The organism is Segatella copri DSM 18205, assembly GCF_025151535.1.
GTDB classification, from domain to species: Bacteria; Bacteroidota; Bacteroidia; order Bacteroidales; family Bacteroidaceae; genus Prevotella; species Prevotella copri.
In genome coordinates this window covers 2,287,630-2,310,802 of the sequence record NZ_CP102288.1, presented here as the reverse complement: position 1 = coordinate 2,310,802, position 23,173 = coordinate 2,287,630, and the positions used below count along the sequence as shown (strand labels likewise).

General features: G+C 42.6%; 20 protein-coding genes and 1 pseudogene. 7 read left to right on the top strand and 14 right to left on the bottom strand.

What is annotated here, in order from left to right; all coding sequences use genetic code 11:
- Positions 1 to 3 precede the first annotated feature (3 nt).
- Positions 4 to 1,452: an AAA family ATPase gene (locus NQ544_RS09845; protein WP_006848390.1), complete on the top strand. Its 1,449-nt coding sequence runs from the start codon at positions 4 to 6 to the stop codon at positions 1,450 to 1,452.
- A gap of 83 nt (positions 1,453 to 1,535) precedes the next feature.
- Here the strand turns inward: NQ544_RS09845 and NQ544_RS09840 are convergent, their stop codons facing one another.
- The 6 genes and pseudogenes from NQ544_RS09840 to NQ544_RS09815 form a co-directional block, all read right to left on the bottom strand.
- Positions 1,536 to 2,234 (bottom strand): hypothetical protein, encoded by a 699-nt coding sequence (locus NQ544_RS09840; protein ID WP_006849432.1) that lies wholly within the window; start codon positions 2,232 to 2,234, stop codon positions 1,536 to 1,538.
- Positions 2,235 to 2,265: 31 nt separating this feature from the next.
- Positions 2,266 to 2,604, bottom strand: coding sequence for a hypothetical protein (locus NQ544_RS09835; protein ID WP_006849431.1), 339 nt, complete (start codon positions 2,602 to 2,604; stop codon positions 2,266 to 2,268).
- Between the two features lie 64 nt (positions 2,605 to 2,668).
- Positions 2,669 to 3,892: a transposase gene (locus NQ544_RS09830; RefSeq protein WP_006849430.1), complete on the bottom strand. Its 1,224-nt coding sequence runs from the start codon at positions 3,890 to 3,892 to the stop codon at positions 2,669 to 2,671.
- 261 nt (positions 3,893 to 4,153) lie between these two features.
- Positions 4,154 to 5,559 (bottom strand): annotated as a pseudogene (gene ltrA / locus NQ544_RS09825) (group II intron reverse transcriptase/maturase).
- A 462-nt stretch (positions 5,560 to 6,021) separates the two neighbouring features.
- The gene (locus tag NQ544_RS09820) at positions 6,022 to 8,388 is read right to left on the bottom strand and encodes a beta-galactosidase (RefSeq protein WP_006849439.1); all 2,367 of its coding nucleotides are present in this window, start codon (positions 8,386 to 8,388) and stop codon (positions 6,022 to 6,024) included.
- Positions 8,389 to 8,507: 119 nt separating this feature from the next.
- The gene (locus NQ544_RS09815) at positions 8,508 to 10,067 is read right to left on the bottom strand and encodes a glycoside hydrolase (RefSeq protein ID WP_040553909.1); all 1,560 of its coding nucleotides are present in this window, start codon (positions 10,065 to 10,067) and stop codon (positions 8,508 to 8,510) included.
- A 214-nt stretch (positions 10,068 to 10,281) separates the two neighbouring features.
- On the opposite strand from NQ544_RS09815, the gene NQ544_RS09810 reads away from it, so the two are divergent.
- The 5 genes from NQ544_RS09810 (at position 10,282) to NQ544_RS09790 (ending at position 16,097) form a co-directional block, all read left to right on the top strand.
- Positions 10,282 to 11,568, top strand: coding sequence for an IS1380-like element IS942 family transposase (locus tag NQ544_RS09810; RefSeq protein WP_006847166.1), 1,287 nt, complete (start codon positions 10,282 to 10,284; stop codon positions 11,566 to 11,568).
- Between the two features lie 557 nt (positions 11,569 to 12,125).
- The gene (locus tag NQ544_RS09805; protein ID WP_006849436.1) at positions 12,126 to 13,256 is read left to right on the top strand and encodes an ATP-binding protein; all 1,131 of its coding nucleotides are present in this window, start codon (positions 12,126 to 12,128) and stop codon (positions 13,254 to 13,256) included.
- 280 nt (positions 13,257 to 13,536) lie between these two features.
- Positions 13,537 to 13,698: a hypothetical protein gene (locus tag NQ544_RS09800; RefSeq protein ID WP_006849435.1), complete on the top strand. Its 162-nt coding sequence runs from the start codon at positions 13,537 to 13,539 to the stop codon at positions 13,696 to 13,698.
- 22 nt (positions 13,699 to 13,720) lie between these two features.
- The gene (locus NQ544_RS09795) at positions 13,721 to 14,302 is read left to right on the top strand and encodes a GNAT family N-acetyltransferase (RefSeq protein WP_228023673.1); all 582 of its coding nucleotides are present in this window, start codon (positions 13,721 to 13,723) and stop codon (positions 14,300 to 14,302) included.
- A 346-nt stretch (positions 14,303 to 14,648) separates the two neighbouring features.
- A complete protein-coding gene (locus NQ544_RS09790; RefSeq protein ID WP_006849433.1) occupies positions 14,649 to 16,097 on the top strand; it encodes an AAA family ATPase in 1,449 nt (482 codons plus the stop codon).
- An 83-nt stretch (positions 16,098 to 16,180) separates the two neighbouring features.
- Here NQ544_RS09790 and NQ544_RS09785 read toward each other — a convergent pair whose 3' ends face one another.
- Positions 16,181 to 16,903, bottom strand: a complete 723-nt coding sequence (locus tag NQ544_RS09785) for a hypothetical protein (RefSeq protein WP_006848389.1) — start codon at positions 16,901 to 16,903, stop codon at positions 16,181 to 16,183.
- A 7-nt stretch (positions 16,904 to 16,910) separates the two neighbouring features.
- Positions 16,911 to 17,249 carry a hypothetical protein gene (locus NQ544_RS09780; protein ID WP_006848388.1) on the bottom strand — a complete coding sequence of 113 codons (339 nt, stop codon included), beginning with the start codon at positions 17,247 to 17,249 and terminating at the stop codon, positions 16,911 to 16,913.
- A 172-nt stretch (positions 17,250 to 17,421) separates the two neighbouring features.
- Here NQ544_RS09780 and NQ544_RS09775 point away from each other — a divergent pair, with 172 nt between their 5' ends.
- Entirely contained in the window at positions 17,422 to 18,708 is a 1,287-nt protein-coding gene (locus NQ544_RS09775; RefSeq protein WP_006849437.1) for an IS1380 family transposase, read from the top strand.
- A 530-nt stretch (positions 18,709 to 19,238) separates the two neighbouring features.
- On the opposite strand, the gene NQ544_RS09770 is transcribed toward NQ544_RS09775, so the two are convergent.
- From NQ544_RS09770 to NQ544_RS09745, 6 genes are all read right to left on the bottom strand, one after another.
- Entirely contained in the window at positions 19,239 to 19,991 is a 753-nt protein-coding gene (locus NQ544_RS09770) for a hypothetical protein (RefSeq protein ID WP_006849397.1), read from the bottom strand.
- 234 nt (positions 19,992 to 20,225) lie between these two features.
- A complete protein-coding gene (locus NQ544_RS09765; protein WP_006849429.1) occupies positions 20,226 to 21,110 on the bottom strand; it encodes a DUF6591 domain-containing protein in 885 nt (294 codons plus the stop codon).
- A gap of 59 nt (positions 21,111 to 21,169) precedes the next feature.
- Complete coding sequence (locus tag NQ544_RS09760; RefSeq protein WP_006849428.1) at positions 21,170 to 21,991, bottom strand: ion transporter; 822 nt, start codon at positions 21,989 to 21,991, stop codon at positions 21,170 to 21,172.
- 88 nt (positions 21,992 to 22,079) lie between these two features.
- Positions 22,080 to 22,445: an NADH dehydrogenase subunit 6 gene (locus tag NQ544_RS09755; protein ID WP_006849427.1), complete on the bottom strand. Its 366-nt coding sequence runs from the start codon at positions 22,443 to 22,445 to the stop codon at positions 22,080 to 22,082.
- A 15-nt stretch (positions 22,446 to 22,460) separates the two neighbouring features.
- The gene (locus NQ544_RS09750; RefSeq protein ID WP_153134095.1) at positions 22,461 to 22,808 is read right to left on the bottom strand and encodes a hypothetical protein; all 348 of its coding nucleotides are present in this window, start codon (positions 22,806 to 22,808) and stop codon (positions 22,461 to 22,463) included.
- Positions 22,809 to 22,820: 12 nt separating this feature from the next.
- Positions 22,821 to 23,159 carry a DUF4339 domain-containing protein gene (locus NQ544_RS09745; protein WP_006849425.1) on the bottom strand — a complete coding sequence of 113 codons (339 nt, stop codon included), beginning with the start codon at positions 23,157 to 23,159 and terminating at the stop codon, positions 22,821 to 22,823.
- Positions 23,160 to 23,173: the final 14 nt, after the last annotated feature.

Below are 23,173 nucleotides of genomic sequence, written 5' to 3'. Positions count from 1 at the left end.
GTTATGGATGCAAACGGAATAATAGGACGTGAATATGAGCAGAAACTCATTCTGGAACGTTGTAAAAGCAACAAGGCAGAACTGATAGCTGTCTATGGTCGTAGGCGCGTAGGAAAGACTTTTCTGGTTCGAAAAATGTTCAACGACCAGTTTGCTTTTTCCTTTATTGGTATGTATGAAGTGAGCCGTGCGGTACAGCTGGAGCAGTTTCGGATGGCGTTGGCGCAGTATGCTAAGCAGACCGTGCCCAAGCTGAAAACCTGGTTTGAGGCTTTTGCTGCTTTGCGTGAATATCTGTCGGGCTTATCTCTGCAGGAACCGATTGTTCTGTTCTTTGATGAGTTGCCTTGGATGGATACGCCCAAAAGCAATTTTATCGCAGCTTTCAGTTATTTCTGGAATTCATGGGCTTCTATGATCCCTCAACTGAAACTTATCGTCTGTGGTTCTTCCACCACGTGGATGTTGGCTAAGTTTATAGGCGATAAGGGCGGATTGTATGGTCGCGTTACCCGGCAGATCTATCTGGCTCCATTCTCTCTGGGCGAGACAGAGCTGTTCTTAAACGAATTGAAAGGCCTTGCTCTTACCCGCCAGCAGGTATTGGATGTGTATATGATATTGGGTGGTATTCCTTATTATCTTGATATGCTGGAGCGTGGTGTGCCGTTAGATGTGTGCATCGACAGACTGTTTTTCTCGCAGGATTCGCCATTACGTGGAGAATTCGAATTCCTCTTCCGTTCCCTCTTTAATGACTCCAAGCATTATCGCAAGATAGTAGAGGTGCTTTCTGAAAAAATGAAGGGGATGACCCGTAAGGAATTGATGGATGAGTTGAAACTGAAAGGCGGTGGACAGTTATCAGAAATCCTGGAGAATCTGAAGAAATGCGATTTTATCAGGAAATATGCTACCATAGGAAAGAGTGAAAGGGATGCCCTATATCAGTTAACTGACTTATACTCATTGTTCTATACCCGTTTTGTGGCAAATAACAGTGGGCAGGATAAGAACTTCTGGAGTAACATGCGCAATTCGGGAAGTAGAACAGCCTGGAGCGGTTATGCTTTCGAACAGGTATGCCTACATCATATCCCACAGATCAAGAAGGCATTGGGTATTTCTGGTGTTTTGGCGAATGTTTATTCCTGGTCCTGCCGTCCTTTTGTAGATTCTACTGGTGCAGAATGGCGAGGAGGTCAGATAGATATGCTGATAGACCGTGCTGATGGAGCTATCAATATCTGTGAGATGAAATATGCCAAGGATGAGTTTGTGATAGATGCCAGCTATGAGCAGCGGCTGCGTGACAGGATGTCTTCCTTCTCTGTGGCGACCAAGACGAAGAAGGCATTGCTGCATACTTTCATCACGACTTATGGGGTGAAGCAGAATATGCATAGTGGATTGGTGAATAGTGAGGTAAGGATGAATGATCTCTTTGGATAAATGGTATTTTAATGTCCGTTTTCAAAACTGATACTGCCCCCATGAGATAGGGGGCAGGTCGGTGAAAAACGTTGAAAAATCGCCTAGAACCATCTCTTCTTCATTTTCTTCAAGAAATCCTTGGTGATAGGGAAGCCGGAGACTTCACCTATTACGGAGTTGGTATGGCAGAAGGGACATTCGGCTGTAGGCGGCTCATCAGGGAGGTAATCCGTGATTTCGGATGGCGAGAAGATTTCGCCGCAGAAGAAACAGCCGCACTTTTCAGACTTCTCAATCTGTTCCTTGTTGCTGAAACTGCAATCGTGAGCCTGGCGGACAATCCTGTCTTTCTCCTCCTCTTCTTTCTGCTTTTTCTCAGCCTTTTCCAGATAACCCTTGAATCGTCTCTGAAGATAGAGCGGCACATGATAGTGAGGGGCTAAGACATACAGCGACGGAACATGGTCGTGGTATTCGATCAGTTTTCCCTCACCGTCATACACTCTTTCAGAAAGACATTCGCGGTCGTAGTGCAACAGTCCCAGCGGAATCTCCGAGATATAATAGCAGAAGGTATCCAGCGGATAGTCGTCTTCCTCCTTCATCTTTTTGCGGTAAAGGACATCCTGGTGCATCAGTCTCTCAGCCTCCTCCAAGGTTGTGGTGAAGGCTTGCGGACAATAGGTGTTCACCTTATATTTCGGATAATGTGAACGCTTTTTCTCCTCCAGCTCTTCTGTTTCTAAAACTTCGAGCTTGAAGATGGCAGAAACATCCCGATGCTGTGGATGCTCAGCCAATTGCTTGAATTCTTCCTATGTCATGGGATGGTTATTTTAAGAATTGGTGTGTCTTCTTGTATTTTGTACCATCACAGTTGGTGATATCGATTTCCATGACCAGTCCTTCCAGCTGAAAGTCGAGTGGGATGTTGATGGCACGTCTTTGGATATCCATTTCGTAGAAGATGCTTCCGTCCTTTTTGCAGAGCACGATGTCCAGATAGTCTGGCATATCAGGTATAGTTCCAGGCTCTGACATTTGTGGTCGAAACTCTCCAAACGCTTCCTTCACATACTCGAATAGTCCCCGAGTATATTTTTCGATATCCACCCCTACATATCGAGTATAGGTGTATTTGATAATACATAAAGACATTTTATTTGCCATTTTATTCTTGCTTTTTGGTTATACCTTTATAATATCAATAGTTCGTTAATAATTCAATAATGTGCTAAGCAGCTATACGCTGTAAGCACGAGAGATCTTTGAAAATCTTGCTAATTAAATTTCGGTTCGGGGTGTACCCACTTGCTTTAACAATTCGTTTCACCAGATAAATGTTGGTCATCAGTGACTTGAATGAAGACATAGAATATTCCATTCCCATCTCCTTCATAGTTACCTTGGCAACATTTAGTGATGTGAAGGAAGCATTGAAAGCAAAATCGAGTTTCCACTTATCGCGAGCCTGGCAGTCCATAAGACCAGTATAGCCTTTGGCGTCACGAAAGCAAAATTCGATCTGGAACCTGGTTCTATAATAAAGAAGTACCTCTTCACCCGAAAGTGAGGTGTCTGTAGAGAAGAATAGTTTCTTCTTGCCATTCGGCATCTGCCAGATGACAAGTCTAACTTTACACCTGAGTGCCTTGGAATAGGCAATCAAAGTATAAGCTGTTCCTTCTATATCTTTCATCTCCATCTTCTCCATTCGAGTGAGGTCAAGATTCTTCATATCAATCTTGCCATCCTTGGTCTTGGGGCGACCACGTTTTCCAGTACGTGGACCAGCATAGACATAAAAGAGACAAGCATTGTCACGAAAGCGGCTTATCAAAGAGAACCCTTCTTTCTTTATCCCATTAACAAATGTATTTGTAGAGAAGTAAGCATCTGCAACTATGAGGGTTGAGAGTTTAAGAAGTTCCTTGCGGTAACGCTTAATGACGCTGATATAGAAATCTACCATAGTCTTGTTTCTAAGACTCAGTTCTTTATTACTTAGCGACTGGTGGGCTCTTAACATCATGCAGTCTTTGGTATCAATATCAATGAGGCCAATACCCATGATTTCGAGACCATGTTTAACAGACTGTGCACATCCCGACCAAAAACGACCGATATGTGGAGTTTTCTTACCAGCTTTGCTGATGTAGCTGGGATCAATGGCAATAGCCCATCTTCCCTGTTTACCAAAGAAGCGCTTGGCAAGTGATACATTAAGTTTGAGCCAGTCAATGCTTTTCGACTTTTTTAAGCCGAATACGTTGCGATAGGTTTGCTCAACATGCGAGCCATACCTCCCCATTTGGGTGAAATTTATCTTTCTTGGTATTACCATGAACAAAATTATCACCTCGATGAGTATTTTCTCGAAACTTTTTGTTAACTTTGCAGCCGAATCTTCAACTGCATCTTTAAAGATATCCATATATTGGTCAAGTCCTGTATTCATATAATTTTGCGTTTGTCGTGATTTGCAAAGTTACTGAAAATCAGCGACTTGACCAACTTTTTATAGTTAAGTTTTCATAAGCATTTTTTAATATAAGTTATTGATTTACAGACGATTAAATGTTAATTTAACGCAGTATTGTAGAATAATAATGTATAAAAAAACAAAAATCGAGTAGGAGGAAAACGAAGCAGTTTTCTTCCTACTTTCGTTTTCCGACCTCTCACACCACCGTACGTGCGGTTCCGCATACGGCGGTTCCTATTTTGGATACCATTCGAGATACGCATCCATTAAAGTAGCATACCCTGCCCTACATAGATGCTCATTTGTTATAGCTTTATGCAGTATGTAGCTGTCTGCTATACGCCAATAGCCCTTGCGAGTATTACCCCATTCGTATGCTTGGTATTTATTGATACCACATTTAATGAGGTTTGCCACTTTTGTCTTGGGTTTCTTCCAAGCTTTCCATATACACATGCGGATTCTACGCCTTAGCCATTCGTCTGTTTCAAGTAAAAGACGCTTCATATTGGCAAGATGATAATAACCGACCCATCCTCTTATGTATTCTTTCAGCTTTTGCTTTCTCTTGGCACATCCCCAACCATTGCTGCGACTTGTCAGTTCTTTCAATCTTGACTTCATCTTGGCTTTGGACTTTGGATGCACCGTGAGTTGGCATTTGCCTTTCATCACATAAAAGGAGTAGCCGAGGTATTTCACTCCGCGCACATACGACACTACGGTCTTTTCCTTGTTGACTTTGAGATATAGAGCATTTTCTATAAATCGGGTTATGCTCTCCTTTACTCGCATTGCAGCCCTCTTGGACTTGCAGAATATCATCGAGTCATCGGCGTAGCGTACAAAGGGTAGTCCTCTACGTTCGAGTTCTTTATCCAATTCGTTGAGCATGATGTTACTCAACAACGGACTTAGCGGTCCTCCTTGGGGAGTTCCTTCCTCGCTCGCTTCAAACAAGCCTTTGTTCATTACACCACTTCGGAGATATTTGTGTATAAGACTGACCACTCTGCCGTCTTTTATCGTACGGCTTAGGATTTCTATGAGTTTGCTATGGCTCACCGTGTCGAAGAAGCGTTCAAGGTCAAGGTCTACTACATATATGTAGCCTTCGTTGATTATCCTTTGCGCTCCTCGTAGTGCGTCATGGCATCCTCTTCTCGGTCGGAAGCCGTAGCTCGTCTTGGAGAATTGGGTCTCATAGATGGGAGTCAGTACTTGGTTGATGGCTTGTTGCACCAGACGGTCTACTACTGTAGGTATTCCCAACAGGCGCATCTTGCCATTGTCCTTGGGTATTTCTACCCTTTTCACTGGGTTCGGACGGTAAGAACCGTCCATCAAGGAACGGATGAGTTCATCCTTATTGGTCAAGAGCCATGGGAGCAGTTGCTCGCACGACATCTTGTCGATACCACCACAGCCTTTGTTTCTCACAACAGCCTTGTAGGCTCGGTTGAGATTTGCAGGACTAAGGATTTGCTCGAAAAGGTGTTCCTTGTCGAATGGTACTTCCACGATGTTGTCTTCACATATCCACATGAAGGTCTGCACTCCCACATATCCTTCGGATTCCGTCCTATCCTTCTGTGGCAGCCCTTGACTTCTGCCAATGTTTTCTGCATTCTTTCCTTCATAAGGTATGTTTCAAATACTATCGTTTAATTGTTAGGTTCAGCCCTTCGTGCAACGTTATCGACTATTGCACTACTATGGCATCTGCTGACTTCTCACAGCAAGCTTTACTCCATGACTTTCGTAAAGGCAACTAATCGTCATGTCCGTGAGACCTCCTCGGATAAGGGCTTATTCTTTCCATCTTATACCCACTTCATTTACACCAACCATTCCGAATAGCTATAGGACTTTGATTTGTTTAGCAATCTCATCCATGGTCAAATGCCTTATATGAAGTTTCTGTACGTAAGGTCAGATGTTTGCCGCCAGTTTCTTTCAGATTCCACCTCGCAGTGGACACCTTTGCTATTGGCTATACAATTCCCGCTATTAGGGCTTGTTAGGGACTTGCACCCATTAGAATAAGCTCATGCCGAGCATACTAAAAAAAAGAGGAAGACTTTCCGTCTCCCTCTTTTCATTTATTTCTTTACATAGAGCTTGAATGCCTTCACGCTGCCTGGAGCACCCTGCTCGGCACGTGGCAAGTACTCGAAGGCAGAGATGGTAACTTCCTTGCCCATATCCACGATGCCGAGGTGTGGGAAGTTGGCACCCTTCTCGGTCTGCCAGTAAGTGCTCTCCTGCAAGTCAAACATCTTGTCGAGAGTTGAGTTACCCTTCTCGCTGTCTGCGTAGTAAGCCACCCAGTTGTTGCGGTCGATGCGGTTGCCCTGTGCATCCTGGAGATAAAACTCGGCGATGGCAATCTGGCTGTCGCCGCTCTGGCTGCTCTCTGCCTGGATGGCGAAGTAGCGACCGGTTACAGGCTTGTCGAGCTTGATGGTCTGCCAGCCGTTACCAGCCTTGAACTCGCCCTTCAATACAGGAGTCTCTGAATTGAGATCCATGCGATGACCAGGCTCGTTGTGCTTGTTGCTCTTTTCGAGATTCAGCTTGTCAAGCTCTGGATGATCCTGGCAGAAGGCGGTAGGAACCACGGTAGAACCTGGCTTGCCTGCTTCACCCTTAGGACCTACAACGTCGAGAACAATCACCTCGTTCTTGCCCTTCTTCAACCAGCAACCCGGGAGATAGAGGGTCTGCTGAGGACCAATCTGCCAGAAGCGGCCGAGGGCATGACCGTTTACGTAAACCTGACCCTTGCCGAATGCCTCCATATTAATAAAGGTGTCGCCCACCTTCTTGATGTTGAAGTAGCCACGGTAGTAACCTGCCTTGGTCTGAAGACCACGCATCTTGTTGGTTGGCATGGCGAGTGCCTTCACTGCCGTCTGGTAATCATCAGCGATGCTGCTGTTGTTCCATCGGGTAGGGGTGAGGGCAAGTTCGCAATTCTCCTTCTGAGTAGTGAGGGTTACGTTGCCGATGATACCCTTGTAGTCTTTGATGGCACGACCGAAGTTGATTCTTCCCATACCTTCTACCACGATGGTGAGCTGAGCACCCTGTGGCATGGCTGGCAATTCGAGTGATTTCTCGTTCTTCACACGGTCTATCTTGCCAACATATTTTCCGTTCACATATACCTGGGCAAAGTCGTGGAACTCGCCGGTCAGGGTTGATGTACTTTCGATGGCTGGAACGGTAGTCTCGTAAACCATGGTGCCCCATCCCATGTCCATATCCTCGAAGCATTGAGGAGCATGGGTTTCCTTCGCCTTTCCGATACCATAGCTCAATGGCTTGTATTCGGTAAACTTGAATTCTGGCACCTTGATGATCTGCATCGGAGCCTTAGGCACGGCTGGCAACTTCTTGCCGTCGTTGTATTTCGCCATCATCTTCTGCAGTTCGTAGAACTTAGGAGTAGCCAATCCCCATTCGTTGATAGGGGCATCGTAATCGTAGCTGGTTACGTCTGGCTGGAAACCTGGAGAGTTGGCACCTGCCCAATGGCCGAAGCTGGTTCCGCCGTGGGTCATATAGAGAGAGAAGCTGATGCCTTTGCTCAGCATCTCGTCCATTCCTTCTACCATATCCTTGGCAGGACGGGTTTCGTGGCGTGCTCCCCACTTGTCGAACCAGCCGCTCCAGAACTCTGAGCACATCTTTGGGGCGTTAGGACGAACCTCGCCGAGACGCTTAAACTGCTGGTCGATGTTGGCACCTGTACCGAAGTTCATGGTCCAGGTAAGGTCATCGAGACCATTGTTTAGGAAGTTGGATGACCAGTCGCACTGGAAGAGGCTCACCTTGTCGAAGCCACTCTTGCGAACGATGTCACGGATAGCACTTACGTATGGCTTGTCCTTTCCGTAAGAACCATATTCATTCTCCACCTGAACCATGATGATAGGGCCACCATTCTGGATAGTGAGTGGAGCCAGCTGCTTGCCTACTTCCTTCTCGAATATTTCTACACGCTGCATGAAGTAAGGGTCCTGCTCACGAAGCCGGATGTCCTTCTTCTTGAGGAGCCACCAAGGCAGACCGCCCATTTCCCATTCAGCACAAACGTATGGACCCGGGCGAACGATGACATACATGCCGTTCTTCTGGGCGAGGCGGCAGAAAGCAGCCACATCGTTGTTGCCTGTGAAGTCGAATTTGCCTTCCTCCTGCTCATGGATATTCCAGAACACATAGAGGCAGACGGTATTCATGCCAAGAGCCTTGCACATCTTGATGCGATGCTCCCAGTAGGCACGAGGAATACGAGGGTAGTGCAACTCGGCAGCCTTAACCACGAAAGGTTTGCCATTGAGAAGGAATGTCTTGTCGCCGGTAGTGAAGGTGCCACCTTTCTGTGCAGCCATCATCTGAGCCGGTGCCAGTGCCAATAGCGAGGCAAAGGCTAATGTCTTGATTGAAGTTGTTACTGTCATTATACTTATTTTTTTAGTATTCTTGATAAAACATTTGCAAAGATAACGGAAAATCTCCTTTATGAAGGATAAAAATCGTTCAATAAAAGGGATTTTTCGTTAAAAAGGGACTATTTCAATCATTTTTGCATAAAAGTCGTAATGCTTCGTGGAGCCAACTGAGTGGTTCCATCGCAACTTCCAACAGGCGCTAAACTCTCGGCAGAGATGTCGCTGGTACGATACATCTGCCAGCTTTTCTGCTCCTGATTATCGAGTTGGAAGTTGACAGGCTTCACATCCTCAGAATAGTTGATTGCCACAATCACCCATTTGCCATCTGCATTCTGATAGGCAGAACACATTACACCGTAAGGGTCGTTGTAGCCTTCCTCTATCTGCTTTCCGTCGGCAGAAGTTGTAGCGATATCGAAGCGCTGGGCACCAGGACGGATAAAGCGGGAATAGTTGCCGAGTGCCCACATCAACTTGGAATCTACTGCCCAGCCGCTCTTCCATCCATCCTTGCTGTAGATGCGGATGAGTCCATCGCGGTAGTCACCGCCTGCAGAACGCCACCAGCTCCAGCTCTCGGCATTGGCATATACCAGGTCGTGATGGATGACACGAGCCACATAGAGGGCTGTCTTCATCGAGAAGTCGTAAGGAGTTCCGCCACCAATCTCCTCGTCGTTGCCCATGATGCAGAGTTCTGTTTGCCAGAACTTGATGTTCTTCTGCTTACATGCTTCCCTAATCTTCATTCTGATTTCTCTCATGTATGGAATTGGGGTATTGGTCCAGTAGCTGTGAGCACCGATGAGAGGGGGGAGTTGCTTGGTCTTGCCCAGATAGGTCTGCGTACTGTCCTTGGTGAAGAAGGAGTTGATTTCGTAACCTCGCTGCCAGTCGGCCATGTGGGTGCCAAGCAGGCAGCGATAGTCGCTCGACTCATTGATGAGAATCTCGGTGTTGAGCTTGTTTTTTACCAATGCTTTGCTTACCTCCTTTGCCACCTTGGCAAACTCACGGTTGGTAGCTGGGGTTCCTTCCTGCTTCGGTCCTGTCCAGTTCCAATGTCCATCCGGCTCGTTGATAGGGCTGATGTAGTTGAAGTGGATGCCATCGTGCTCTTCGATGCCTTTGAGAGATGTGGCGATGAACTTTCCGAATTTGCCGTAGCAATCATCCTTCAGATTGATGGTGCCGCCGCGCCCTGTGTTGGTTGCGAGTCCGTTCTTGGTATAGAACACGGGTGCTGAGTTGCAGAAGGCGAGGAAATAAGGCACACCTCTCTGCTTGGCGAGCTTGAGAAACTTGCGCTGTCCAGCCTGTTTGCTCCAGTCGTAGGTGCCGTCAGCATTGAGAAAGCATTGGGTTCTTGTGCCCGGCTGAATCTGCGAAGCCTCTCCCTGTTCCTCGCTTCCGGCTCCCAGATTGAATCGCCAGATGGACAAGCCGATGCCTTTAGGCTTGCCCAAGGCATCATTCTCGGTAGAGAAGAGCCAGTCGGCAATCTGCTCCTGCTGTTTCTCTGACCATAGACCGAGAAACTGCATACTCCATGCATCGCTGGCACCGAAGTGCTGGATGTGCTGCTCCGGGCTTTGGGTAAGGATAGTATAACGGGTTGTTCCTTCCTGTGCTGCCTGCATGTTGATGCTGGCGATGAGCAATGCAGCTAAAGCACCGTATTTCATATAATTATGTGCCATAATAGAATTTTATGTTTGATGAGTTGTTCAAAAGACAGATGGATGCCCTTGCTGTTATTTTATCCTTAATTCCGCAACACTATAATTTAATATTTTTTATAAGCACCTGAGCAACAAAAAGTTGCTCAGGATTTTGCCATGTCAGAAATTTCACTTATCTTAGTGTTGCAAATAAAAAGCAAATAAAACTCTGAATGACATGGCAAAAGTACAAATAAAATCTGAGAAACTCACTCCTTTTGGAGGAATTTTTTCTATTATGGAGCAATTTGATGCTCTTTTAGCTCAAACCATAGATTCCACCTTGGGATTGAGATGCACTATGTTTGGTTATCAATATAGCGAAATTCTACGCTCTCTGATGTGCGTATATCTTTGTGGCGGCTCATGTATTGAGGATGTTACAACTCACTTGATGAAACATTTGTCTCTTCATCCAACTCTTCGCACTTGCAGCGCAGACACCATATTGCGTGCTATCGAAGAACTGACTTGTAAGAACATCACCTATAAATCTGCTTCTGGCAACTCCTATGATTTCAATACTGCAGACAAGATGAACTGCTTATTGATCAAAGCCCTGCTTGCTACTGGTCAATTGAAATCCGGTCAAGAGTATGATTTTGACTTTGACCATCAGTTCATTGAAACAGAGAAGCATGATGCAAAACCAACCTACAAGAAGTTCCTGGGCTATAGTCCAGGTGTGGCAGTCATTAACGACATGATTGTCGGTATTGAAAATAGAGACGGCAACACAAACGTGCGCTTCAACCAAAGAGAGACTTTGGAAAGAATCTTCAAGCGACTGGAGGCATCAGAAGTATATATATCCCGTGCCCGCATGGATTGCGGCTCATGCTCGGAGGAAATCGTAGATATGGTAGAGGCTCATTGCAGGCATTTTTATATTCGTGCCAACAGATGCTCTTCCTTCTACGATTCCATGTTTGCCTTGACTGGATGGAAAACTGTTGAAATCAACGGTATTGAATTTGAGCTGAATTCCATCCTTGTTGAGAAATGGAAAGGAAAACCGTATCGTCTTGTCATACAGAGACAAAGGCGAATAGAGGGAGACCTTGACATTTGGGAAGGCGAATATACCTACAGATGTATACTGACTAACGATTACAAGTCGAGTGCAAGAGACATTGTGGAATTCTACAATCTTCGTGGTGGCAAGGAACGCATCTTCGATGACATGAACAATGGCTTTGGCTGGAATCGGTTGCCAAAATCGTTCATGGCACAGAATACTGTATTCCTGCTTATGACAGCTCTCATCAGAAACTTCTACAAAGCTATTATGCAGAGATTGAAAACCCATGAATTTGGATTGCGTGCCACCAGCAGAATCAAGACCTTTGTGTTCAAGTTCATCTCTGTTCCTGCAAAATGGATTAAGACGTCACGTAGGCATGTATTGAACATTTATTCAGACAACTATGCTTATGCCAACCTGTTCAAGACAGACTTTGGTTAAAGGCCATGCTTTTCTGGTTAAACCGGCGTATTACCTCAAGTCGCTTTATGGGGTAAGGGAATTTTGTGTTTACGACGTTTCTGTTATGCCCAAGGAATATGTACAATAAAAGAATTTTTGTCGTTTTACAAGTAAATTCCCACGAAACCCTATAGGTTGCGGATTTGAGGCATTTCTTAAACTTTTGGGAGACGTAGTTGAAGAGGTGTGTCTTTCTCCCGCTGAAGCCTGTTTACCTCTTCCTTTCCCGATTGTACTTCTGAGCTTACACCTTATTATATATAGGGGAATGCTTGCCGCAATTCCCCTCCCTTTTCTCTTATGGAATGTGGAAGCCTACCCCCTTTAATGTCCGTTTTCAAAACTGATATTGCCCCCATGAGATAGGGGGAGAAGGTCGGTGAAAAATGTTGAAATAACGCTCTAATCCCAAAATTTACTATGTTTTTTGGGATTGTAATCCCAAAAATAGGTATAAATTTTGGGATTACGATTATTTTTCCTTATCTTTGCATCCGAAAGAAAGAAGGATTCATAACTTAAAAGAAAGGATATTTATGATACGTCGTCAAATACAAGATACAATTGAAGCCCGGATATTTTCCGGGAAGGCTATCATCGTGATTGGAGCCAGACAAGTGGGTAAGAGCACGCTGTTTAAAATGGTGCTCGAGAATCGTGATGAACCTACTCTTATGTTGAATTGCGATGAACCAGAAGTAAGAGAGTTGCTGGCAAAGGCAAATTCTTCTGAGTTGCGTCTGCTTATAGGCAACAATCTTATTGTTGTGATAGACGAGGCTCAACGGGTAGAGAATATCGGGATGGTTTTGAAACGAATCACGGATAATTTCCCAGATGTACAACTCTTGGTGACAGGTTCCTCCTCTTTTGAATTGCAGAATAAGCTCAACGAACCTTTGACAGGACGCAAGTTTGAGTACCATCTTTTCCCTTTTTCTACAGGAGAACTGATGAAGGCTCATGGACTGCTTAGTGTAAAACAAACATTAGAGAATCGGCTTATTTATGGTTCTTATCCAGATATCATGAATCATGAGACGGATGCAAAGGAGTTGCTGTATAATTTGTCTAACAGTTATCTGTATAAGGACTTGTTGAATTTAGAAAGTGTTCGGCGCCCAGCCCTGTTGTCCAAGCTGCTTACTGCCTTGGCACTGCAGGTTACAAGTGAAGTTTCATATAATGAGTTGGCGCAAACCGTAGGAACAGATAATAAAACGGTAGAGAAGTACATTGATTTGCTCGAAAAGTGTTATATCATATTCAAGTTGAATGGCTTTAGTCGCAACTTACGTACGGAGTTGAAACGTGCTAAGAAATTCTACTTTTATGATAATGGAATACGTAATGCTATTTTGCAAAACTTTGCACCTCTTGCTCTCCGGCAGGATGTGGGGGCTTTGTGGGAAAACTTCTTCATTAGTGAGCGAATGAAGGTCAATCAAAATGCTGGACGATATGTAAACAGCTATTTTTGGCGTACCAGTCAGCAGCAGGAGATTGATTATCTGGAGGAGTGTGATGGTCAGTTTTCCCTGTTTGAAATGAAGTGGAATCCTAGGCGTGCCAATACAAAGTTCCCGGCCTCTTTCCTTTCTGCTTATCAGGTGAAAGATAAGTGCATCGTTACGCCTGAAAATTGGATAGATTGGGTTATAGAGTGATAATGCTCCCCCTTTAATGTCCGTTTTCAAAACTGACACTGCCCCTATGAGACATTGTCTTATTTGGTTTTAATGGAGTTTCAGGAAATGTAAATCCCCAATCTGTTGAACTTTACAGATTGGGGATTTCTCAAGTTTATACATTATTCTCCTAGGATAGGCGTGAATTTGGAATTTTTGGTAAAATTCAACAGAAAGTTAACAAAAAGTTTGGTAATGTGGAAATAAATGCATACTTTTGCAGATTAAATAAGTATATAACATTAAAAACAAGAAGATTATGGCAATAGAATTTAAAACAATACCTGTCCTTCATGGTGAGGCAGCAGCTCGTTTCGTTGAAGCAGCTGATGAGGCATTGGAAAAGCGTGGCTCCATTGACTTCTCCAAGCAAGTAGCCAAGGCACGTGCTATATTAAAACGTTCAAAATTGTACATTTAAAATGTTAGAGCAATGTGATTTTATGGAACTGACAGAGGAAGTCTTGCCGCAATGCAAAGGCTTCACTTGTAAGGATGAGGACATAACAGAGTTCTTCACCCAAGACTATGCTGACTATGCCTATCAGTTGCTTGGAAAATCATATTGTTTTGTTAAACCAGATACATCTGAAATAGTCTGCGCATTTACAGTCGCTAATTCGAGTGTAAAAGTAGATTCACTTCCTTCTAACCTTCGGAATAAGCTTAATAGAAAGATTCCGAATGCCAAGCGAAGACCGCAGTATCCTGCAGTGTTGGTTGGACAGTTGGCAGTAAGCGATTTATTCAGTGGACATCATGTGGGAGATGAATTGTTGGATTTCATCAAATCATGGTTTATAGACCCACTGAATAAGACTGGATGCCGGTATGTCATTGTTGATGCTGTCAATCATCCGAAAGTGTTTGAATATTATCAACGAAATGGTTTCAAATTTCTGTTTTCGTCAGATAAGGAGGAATGGACGTTCTTGCACAATAAAGGTCTAGAACCTGCAACTCTTGTTGAGCCGATGAAAACACGGCTGATGTATTTTGATTTGATTTATCTCCGCACAAAATAACAAATAAAAGATAATAAGCCCCTCTGGCGCGCCGAAAGGCTGCATGCTAGAGGGGCATTACTTATTTTAGGCAGTTTACTTTGTGCTTTTGCGGTAAACGGTATTTTAATGTCCGTTTTCAAAACTGATACTGCCCCCATGAGATAGGGGAGGAAGAGGGGATGTATTTGCGATAGCACCGCCCTAACTATATAAAAATAGGTAGTTATGGCGGTGCTATCGTTTATAGGTGCGCCCTAACTATGTTAAAAAAGGTAGTTAGGGCGGCACTATCCTTGCAGATTTCATTTTTTGTTTATCTTTGCACCGATAAAATTTAGTATAAATGAAATAAAATCAGAAAGTTATGGATGCAAACGGAATAATAGGACGTGAATATGAGCAGAAACTCATTCTGGAACGTTGTAAAAGCAACAAGGCAGAACTGATAGCTATCTATGGTCGTAGGCGCGTAGGAAAGACTTTTCTGGTTCGAAAAATATTCAGCGACCAGTTTGCCTTTTCCTTTATTGGTATGTATGAAGTGAGCCGTGCGGTACAGCTGGAGCAGTTTCGGATGGCGTTGGCGCAGTATGCTAAGCAGACCGTGCCCAAGCTGAAAACCTGGTTTGAGGCTTTTGCTGCTTTGCGTGAATATCTGTCGGGCTTATCTCTGCAGGAACCGATTGTTCTGTTCTTTGATGAGTTGCCTTGGATGGATACGCCCAAAAGCAATTTTATCGCAGCTTTCAGTTATTTCTGGAATTCATGGGCTTCTATGGTCCCTCAACTGAAACTTATCGTCTGTGGTTCTTCCACCACGTGGATGTTGGCTAAGTTTATAGGCGATAAGGGCGGATTGTATGGTCGCGTTACCCGGCAGATCTATCTGGCTCCATTCTCTCTGGGCGAGACAGAGCTGTTCTTAAACGAATTGAAAGGCCTTGCTCTTACCCGACAGCAGGTATTGGATGTGTATATGATATTGGGTGGTATTCCTTATTATCTTGATATGCTGGAGCGTGGTGTGCCGTTAGATGTGTGCATCGACAGACTGTTTTTCTCGCAGGATTCGCCATTACGTGGAGAATTCGATTTCCTCTTCCGTTCCCTCTTTAATGACTCCAAGCATTATCGCAAGATAGTAGAGGTGCTTTCTGAAAAAATGAAGGGGATGACCCGTAAGGAATTGATGGATGAGTTGAAACTGAAAGGCGGTGGACAGTTATCAGAAATCCTGGAGAATCTGAAGAAATGCGATTTTATCAGGAAATATGCTACCATAGGAAAGAGTGAAAGGGATGCCCTATATCAGTTAACTGACTTATACTCATTGTTCTATACCCGTTTTGTGGCAAATAACAGTGGGCAGGATAAGAACTTCTGGAGTAACATGCGCAATTCGGGAAGTAGAACAGCCTGGAGCGGTTATGCTTTCGAACAGGTATGCCTACATCATATCCCACAGATCAAGAAGGCATTGGGTATTTCTGGTGTTTTGGCGAATGTTTATTCCTGGTCCTGCCGTCCTTTTGTAGATTCTACTGGTGCAGAATGGCGAGGAGGTCAGATTGATATGCTGATAGACCGTGCTGATGGAGCTATCAATATCTGTGAGATGAAATATGCCAAGGATGAGTTTGTGATAGATGCCAGCTATGAGCAGCGGCTGCGTGACAGGATGTCTTCTTTCTCTGTGGCGACCAAGACGAAGAAAGCATTGCTGCATACTTTCATCACGACTTATGGGGTGAAGCAGAATATGCATAGTGGATTGGTGAATAGTGAGGTAAGGATGAATGATCTCTTTGGATAAATGGTATTTTAATGTCCGTTTTCAAAACTGATACTGCCCCCATGAGATAGGGGGCAGGTCGGTGAAAAACGTTGAAAAATCGCCTAGAACCATCTCTTCTTCATTTTCTTCAAGAAATCCTTGGTGATAGGGAAGCCGGAGGCATCACCTATTACGGAGTCGGTATAACAGAAGGGACATTCAGCTGTAGGCGGCTCATCAGGGAGGTAATCCGTGATTTCGGATGGCGAGAAGATTTCGCCGCAGAAGAAACAGCCGCACTTTTCAGACTTCTCAATCTGTTCCTTGTTGCTGAAGCTGCAATCGTGAGCCTGGCGGAAGATCCTGTCTTTCTCCTCCTCTTCTTTCTGCTTTTTCTCAGCCTTTTCCAAATACCCCTTGAATCGTCTCTGAAGATAGAGCGGCACATGATAGTGAGGGGCGAAGACATACAGCGACGGAACATGGTCGTGGTATTCGATCAGTTTTCCCTCACCGTCATACACTCTTTCAGAAAGACATTCGCGGTCGTAGTGTAACAGTCCCAGCGGAATCTCCGAGATATAATAGCAGAAGGTATCCAGCGGATAGTCGTCTTCCTCCTTCATCTTCTTGCGGTAAAGGACATCCTGGTGCATCAGTCTCTCTGCCTCCTCCAAAGTTGTAGTGAAGGCTTGCGGACAATTGGTGTTCACCTTGTATTTCGGATAATGTGAACGCTTTTTCTCCTCCAGCTCTTCTGTTTCTAAAACTTCGAGCTTGAAGATGGCAGGAACATCCCGATGCTGTGGATGCTCAGCCAAATGCTTGAAATCTTCGTATGTCATGGGATGGTTATCTTAAGAATTGGTGTGTCTTCTTGTATTTTGTACCATCACAGTTGGTGATGTCGATTTCCATGACCAGTCCTTCCAGCTGAAAGTCGAGCGGGATGTTGATGGCACGTCTTTGGATATCCATTTCGTAGAAGATGCTTCCGTCCTTTTTGCAGAGCACGATGTCCAGATAGTCTGGCATATCAGGTATAGTTCCAGGCTCTGACATTTGTGGTCGAAACTCTCCAAACGCTTCCTTCACATACTCGAATAGTCCCCGAGTATATTTTTCGATATCCACCCCTACATATCGAGTATAGGTGTATTTGATAATACATAAAGACATTTTATTTGCCATTTTATTCTTTCTTTTTGGTTATACCTTTATAGTATACCTTAATTCCGCAACACTTTGATTTAACTTTATTTATAAGTTCCTGAGCAACAAAAAGTTGCTCAGGATTTTGCCATGTCAGAAATTTCACTTATCTTAGTGTTGCAAATAAAAAACAAATAAAACTCTGAATGACATGGCAAAAGTACAAATAAAATCTGAGAAACTCACTCCTTTTGGAGGAATTTTTTCTATTATGGAGCAATTTGATGCTCTTTTAGCTCAAACCATAGATTCCACCTTGGGATTGAGATGCACTATGTTTGGTTATCAATATAGCGAAATTCTACGCTCTCTGATGTGCGTATATCTTTGTGGCGGCTCATGTATTGAGGATGTTACAACTCACTTGATGAAACATTTGTCTCTTCATCCAACTCTTCGCACTTGCAGCGCAGACACCATATTGCGTGCTATCGAAGAACTGACTTGTAAGAACATCACCTATAAATCTGCTTCTGGCAACTCCTATGATTTCAATACTGCAGACAAGATGAACTGCTTATTGATCAAAGCCCTGCTTGCTACTGGTCAAGTGAAATCCGGTCAAGAGTATGATTTTGACTTTGACCATCAGTTCATTGAAACAGAGAAGCATGATGCAAAACCAACCTACAAGAAGTTCCTGGGCTATAGTCCAGGTGTGGCAGTCATTAACGACATGATTGTCGGTATTGAAAATAGAGACGGCAACACAAACGTGCGCTTCAACCAAAGAGAGACTTTGGAAAGAATCTTCAAGCGACTGGAGGCATCAGAAGTATATATATCCCGTGCCCGCATGGATTGCGGCTCATGCTCGGAGGAAATCGTAGATATGGTAGAGGCCCATTGCAGGCATTTTTATATTCGTGCCAACAGATGCTCTTCCTTCTACGATTCCATGTTTGCCTTGACTGGATGGAAAACTGTTGAAATCAACGGTATTGAATTTGAGCTGAATTCCATCCTTGTTGAGAAATGGAAAGGAAAACCGTATCGTCTTGTCATACAGAGACAAAGGCGAATAGAGGGAGACCTTGACATTTGGGAAGGCGAATATACCTACAGATGTATACTGACTAACGATTACAAGTCGAGTGCAAGAGACATTGTGGAATTCTACAATCTTCGTGGTGGCAAGGAACGCATCTTCGATGACATGAACAATGGCTTTGGCTGGAATCGGTTGCCAAAATCGTTCATGGCACAGAATACAGTATTCCTGCTTATGACAGCTCTCATCAGAAACTTCTACAAAGCTATTATGCAGAGATTGAAAACCCATGAATTTGGATTGCGTGCCACCAGCAGAATCAAGACCTTTGTGTTCAAGTTCATCTCTGTTCCTGCAAAATGGATTAAGACGTCACGTAGGCATGTATTGAACATTTATTCAGACAACTATGCTTATGCCAACCTGTTCAAGACAGACTTTGGTTAAAGGCCATGCTTTTCTGGTTAAACCGGCGTATTACCTCAAGTCGCTTTATGGGGTAAGGGAATTTTGTGTTTACGACGTTTCTGTTATGCCCAAGGAATATGTACAATAAAAGAATTTTTGTCGTTTTACAAGTAAATTCCCACGAAACCCTATAGGTTGCGGATTTGAGGGTATAGTAATATGAAGGGAAAATTTCAAAAAAACGAGGGCGTGTCATAAGTCTGGATAATAGTTGGTGCATAACAGTTGACCACCGCATGCACAACAAGTGTTGTGCATGCGCATATCAGCTGTTATGCAAGCGCACAACAGCTGTTGTGCGACCGAAGATACTAACTATCTCAACAACATATCCTATCTTTTCCAACAACATATCCTATCTTTTCCAACAACAAGAATAGGGTGAATCATAAACTTATGACACACCCTCGCTTGATTATTTAAATGATGTCATCCATTAGAATTTGGTAAGTTGTTCCACCTTGTCGAATTTGATGGTTGTTCCATCTATGATGACCTTTACTTTGTTTTCAGCCTTTGTTCCCATGTCGCTCACTTGGACCATCTTGTAAACCGCTGCGGAACAGCCAAGTGGCATAACCTCCATCGTCATAATCATATTCTGCAGCCAAGTGTTTAAGAAGAGACTTTGTACAATGTTTTTTCAGAAAGTCGTAGTCATTGTATAATTCCCCGTTATACATTTCTTTGATGAAGCTAATGATTTCCTTCTCTGTTGGCTTTTTCTCCTTACCATCTATGAAGATTTTCTTGGTGATAGTTTTAAACTTAAAATCTGCAGCACAGTCTGCATCAGGATTCTTATTACTTAGCGACTGGTGGGCTCTTAACATCATGCAGTCTTTGGTATCAATATCAATGAGGCCAATACCCATGATTTCGAGACCATGTTTAACAGACTGTGCACATCCCGACCAAAAACGACCGATATGTGGAGTCTTCTTGCCAGCTTTGCTGATGTAACTGGGATCAATGGCAATAGCCCATCTTCCCTGTTTACCAAAGAAGCGCTTGGCAAGTGATACATTAAGTTTGAGCCAGTCAATGCTTTTCGACTTTTTTAAGCCGAATGCGTTGCGATAGGTTTGCTCAACATGCGAGCCATACCTCCCCATTTGGGTGAAATTTATCTTTCTTGGTATTACCATGAACAAAATTATCACCTCGATGAGTATTTTCTCGAAACTTTTTGTTAACTTTGCAGCCGAATCTTCAACTGCATCTTTAAAGATATCCATATATTGGTCAAGTCCTGTATTCATATAATTTTGCGTTTGTCGTGATTTGCAAAGTTACTGAAAATCAGCGACTTGACCAACTTTTTATAGTTAAGTTTTCATAAGCATTTCTTAATATAATTTATTGATTTACAGACGATTAAATGTTAATTTAACGCAGTATTGATTTATTCATAATTGTAAAAAATAAGTATTATATTTGATTTTATGTACAAAAAACTATCTCATGAATCTTGGTGAAGGCTAACTTCTAAGTTTCTATAATTCTTTCATAGCCTTCATCAACTTCATTTGGATCTTTTGGAATCGTGCAAGTTGAGAAGTTGTTAAATCTCCTTTAGCCTGTTCTATTTTCTTGCTTAACTCCTGAGATTTTTTGAGATATTTACCATATTCTACCACTGCACTCATATCACCATTTTTAGCTTTTTTCATCAGAGAGATGTATGTGTCGTAGTATTCTTCGTACTTATCAAGTAATTCATCCAAATTGTTATCTTCGGATGTTTCGTCAAAAGAAGAATCATCATCAGTAGTTTCATCGTTATCATCACTATTATCGATATCACTACTGTTATCAATATCTTCATCATAACTAGCAGATCCTTCATCTGCTATCATATCAGTATTCTCGTAATTATAAAGTGACAAATCAACGAGCTTCACGCTTTTAGCCTCTTTCATGATTTGGGCATATTGATCCTTGTCATTCATTACATAAGAAAACTTGAATTCTTTAGTATCATCCTCTTTGCCTTCTGTGATAAACTTCTTGAATTCCTCATTTTCCTTCAATGGCAACTTGATCATCGACATATCGTTTTTGTCAATAATCTCGAGGTTTACGTTTCCAGTTACAAAACTTATTTCTTCGGCACTCTTTTTCACTGGATTTTTCAGGCGCACCTTTACCTGTATATATAGCTCCTGTCCCATGTCTCCCTTAACGGTACCAACTAAAGTATAGTTGCCGTCCTCTATAGAGACAATATCATTGTTGTCGCCTTCTACCTCGGCATTTGTAACGTCTAGTTCAACTTTACCATCTTTTGCATTATTGCATGATGTAAAAGACAATAAGGATACTAAGCACATGACAATGAAACCAAAAACGTTGTTTCTAACAGATAATTTTGTCTTCATAATAATTCTTTTTTAATATTGTGCCTACTCTCTTGTGGATTTTTGGCTTTTTCCATTTTTTATTTTGCTTCTTTTTCTTTGTTATGTTCCATAACAAGCTGATAGTTATTTAGAATAGCACCTGTTACTAAGTTCAATAGTAAAAATGCAGCTAAAACAAACCATGAAATATGATATATGTTTATAACAGTAGGAGTGGCTTTTATGAAACCATATTCGTATGCTGTTATATGATTATATCGTAAATCAGTCCAATCTTCGCCTGTTAATTCACGGAACAGAGTAAACATCGCTTCACCTAAAGTCCCAAACGGGTCTGGTGAATTTGCTGGAGCATTGGGGGCAACTTTTACAAATTCTTCATATTTAGCGAGTTCCAGTTTATTCATCTTTTCAGGATTTGGCAATTTGAATAGGGCAACCCCGATGATTGCATATAGATAGATGAATATACCAAAAAGAATAACATTATAAAACATTGCACTCATTGATTTTATCAATACAGTGATGATTATCTTGATTTCTTTGGCTGCTCGTAGTAATCTGAGAACACGAAAAACTCTCAGTACTCTAATTGCTGTCATCGCTGTAGCATTAGCAAATAAAGTTTCAGGAATATAACCAATCAGAACAAGAGAAAGGTCGAAAATATTCCATCCATCTAAGAAGAATGCTTTATTGCTATCCGATGCAATGTATCTTAGCAATATTTCAATAGTGAATATCCCTAATATAGAAGTTTGAATTGCCTTTATGGTTGGGTTGTCGGTATATGTTTCTACACCGATAAGAAACGAATTCAGTAAGATGATTACTGTGATTCCTAATTCAAATTTCTTATTTGTTGTAATGCTTTTGCACAAGTTCTGTATTTTATTCATTTTTCATGTTTTAAATGAAGTATCTAGCCTCTTGGCTTTCTTCTAAGAGGCTAGATAGGTAAAATACTAGTATTTACATGTTTGGTGTTTATATGCCGAAACTTATACCCGCTAAAGATATAGCAGAGAGTAATGCCAGCCATCCCCAATAACGCGTGTAGGAGCCCTTTTTGTTGAGGAATGGAGTTATCATTGTTATAATGAACAATACAAATTCGATAGCAGCTCCAATAATTGGTGTGAATACGATAAAAGATAGAATATCTATACCTATCACCACAAATAGCCAAACAAAAGTGAATACAAAACGAAAAAGCGAACCAAGGAAACTGTGATGTTCATTTTCGTCTTCTGCTCCAACGATTTTGTCCTCTGCTGTATCTACAATTTTATCTGTTATTTTGTCTTTAGCTGCGTCTTTAGCTACGTCAATAATAAAATCTGTGAGTCTCATACTTTCTTTATTGTTTTATTGATTACTTTTATATACACTATTTACTATTAGTATTAAGATGAGAGCAATGATACCATTTAATATATAGAAAGAGGTGTTGAGTCCTGTATATGCATAAATGGCATTCAATACCAATAGGACAACGAAACCTAAGGCGCAAGTAGCTCTTATTGCTGTTCCTGAGCGAGGACTTTCGTTATAGGTTACGCCAAATAGTCCCATTCCTAATAGTGCGGTTTCTATTCCGATGGCAAAACCTAATGGCTGACCATCCACTGAGTCTTGAGCCAGGGCATAGAAGCCCCATCCTATGAGTGCTCCTATACCAATGGCAACTATTGTTCTGACTAAATCTATTTTCATATCATTAATCATTTATGTGTTCAGCAATATTATTTTCTGTATTTCAGGTACATTCTTGGCTTGCATCCATCCGCTCATACCTGGCTTCCATACCATCGTTTCAGATGTTAGGGTCTTGGCTTTGGCGAGCGTATTGAGTTCTTCTTCAGAGAACGCACCTGCTACAGCATTGTTGGCTAGTATATGATACTGTGGGGTAGGCTTGCCTGATGTAAGCGTGTTGCCTGCTCCTGGTACCTGCATATTGCCAATACAATGATTCATCGTGTTTACCATTTGTTGTGCAATGGCGATTCCCATGCCAAATTCTACGAGATGGTCGATGGTACTAAATGAATTATAATCATCCATAGGTTATTATTGTT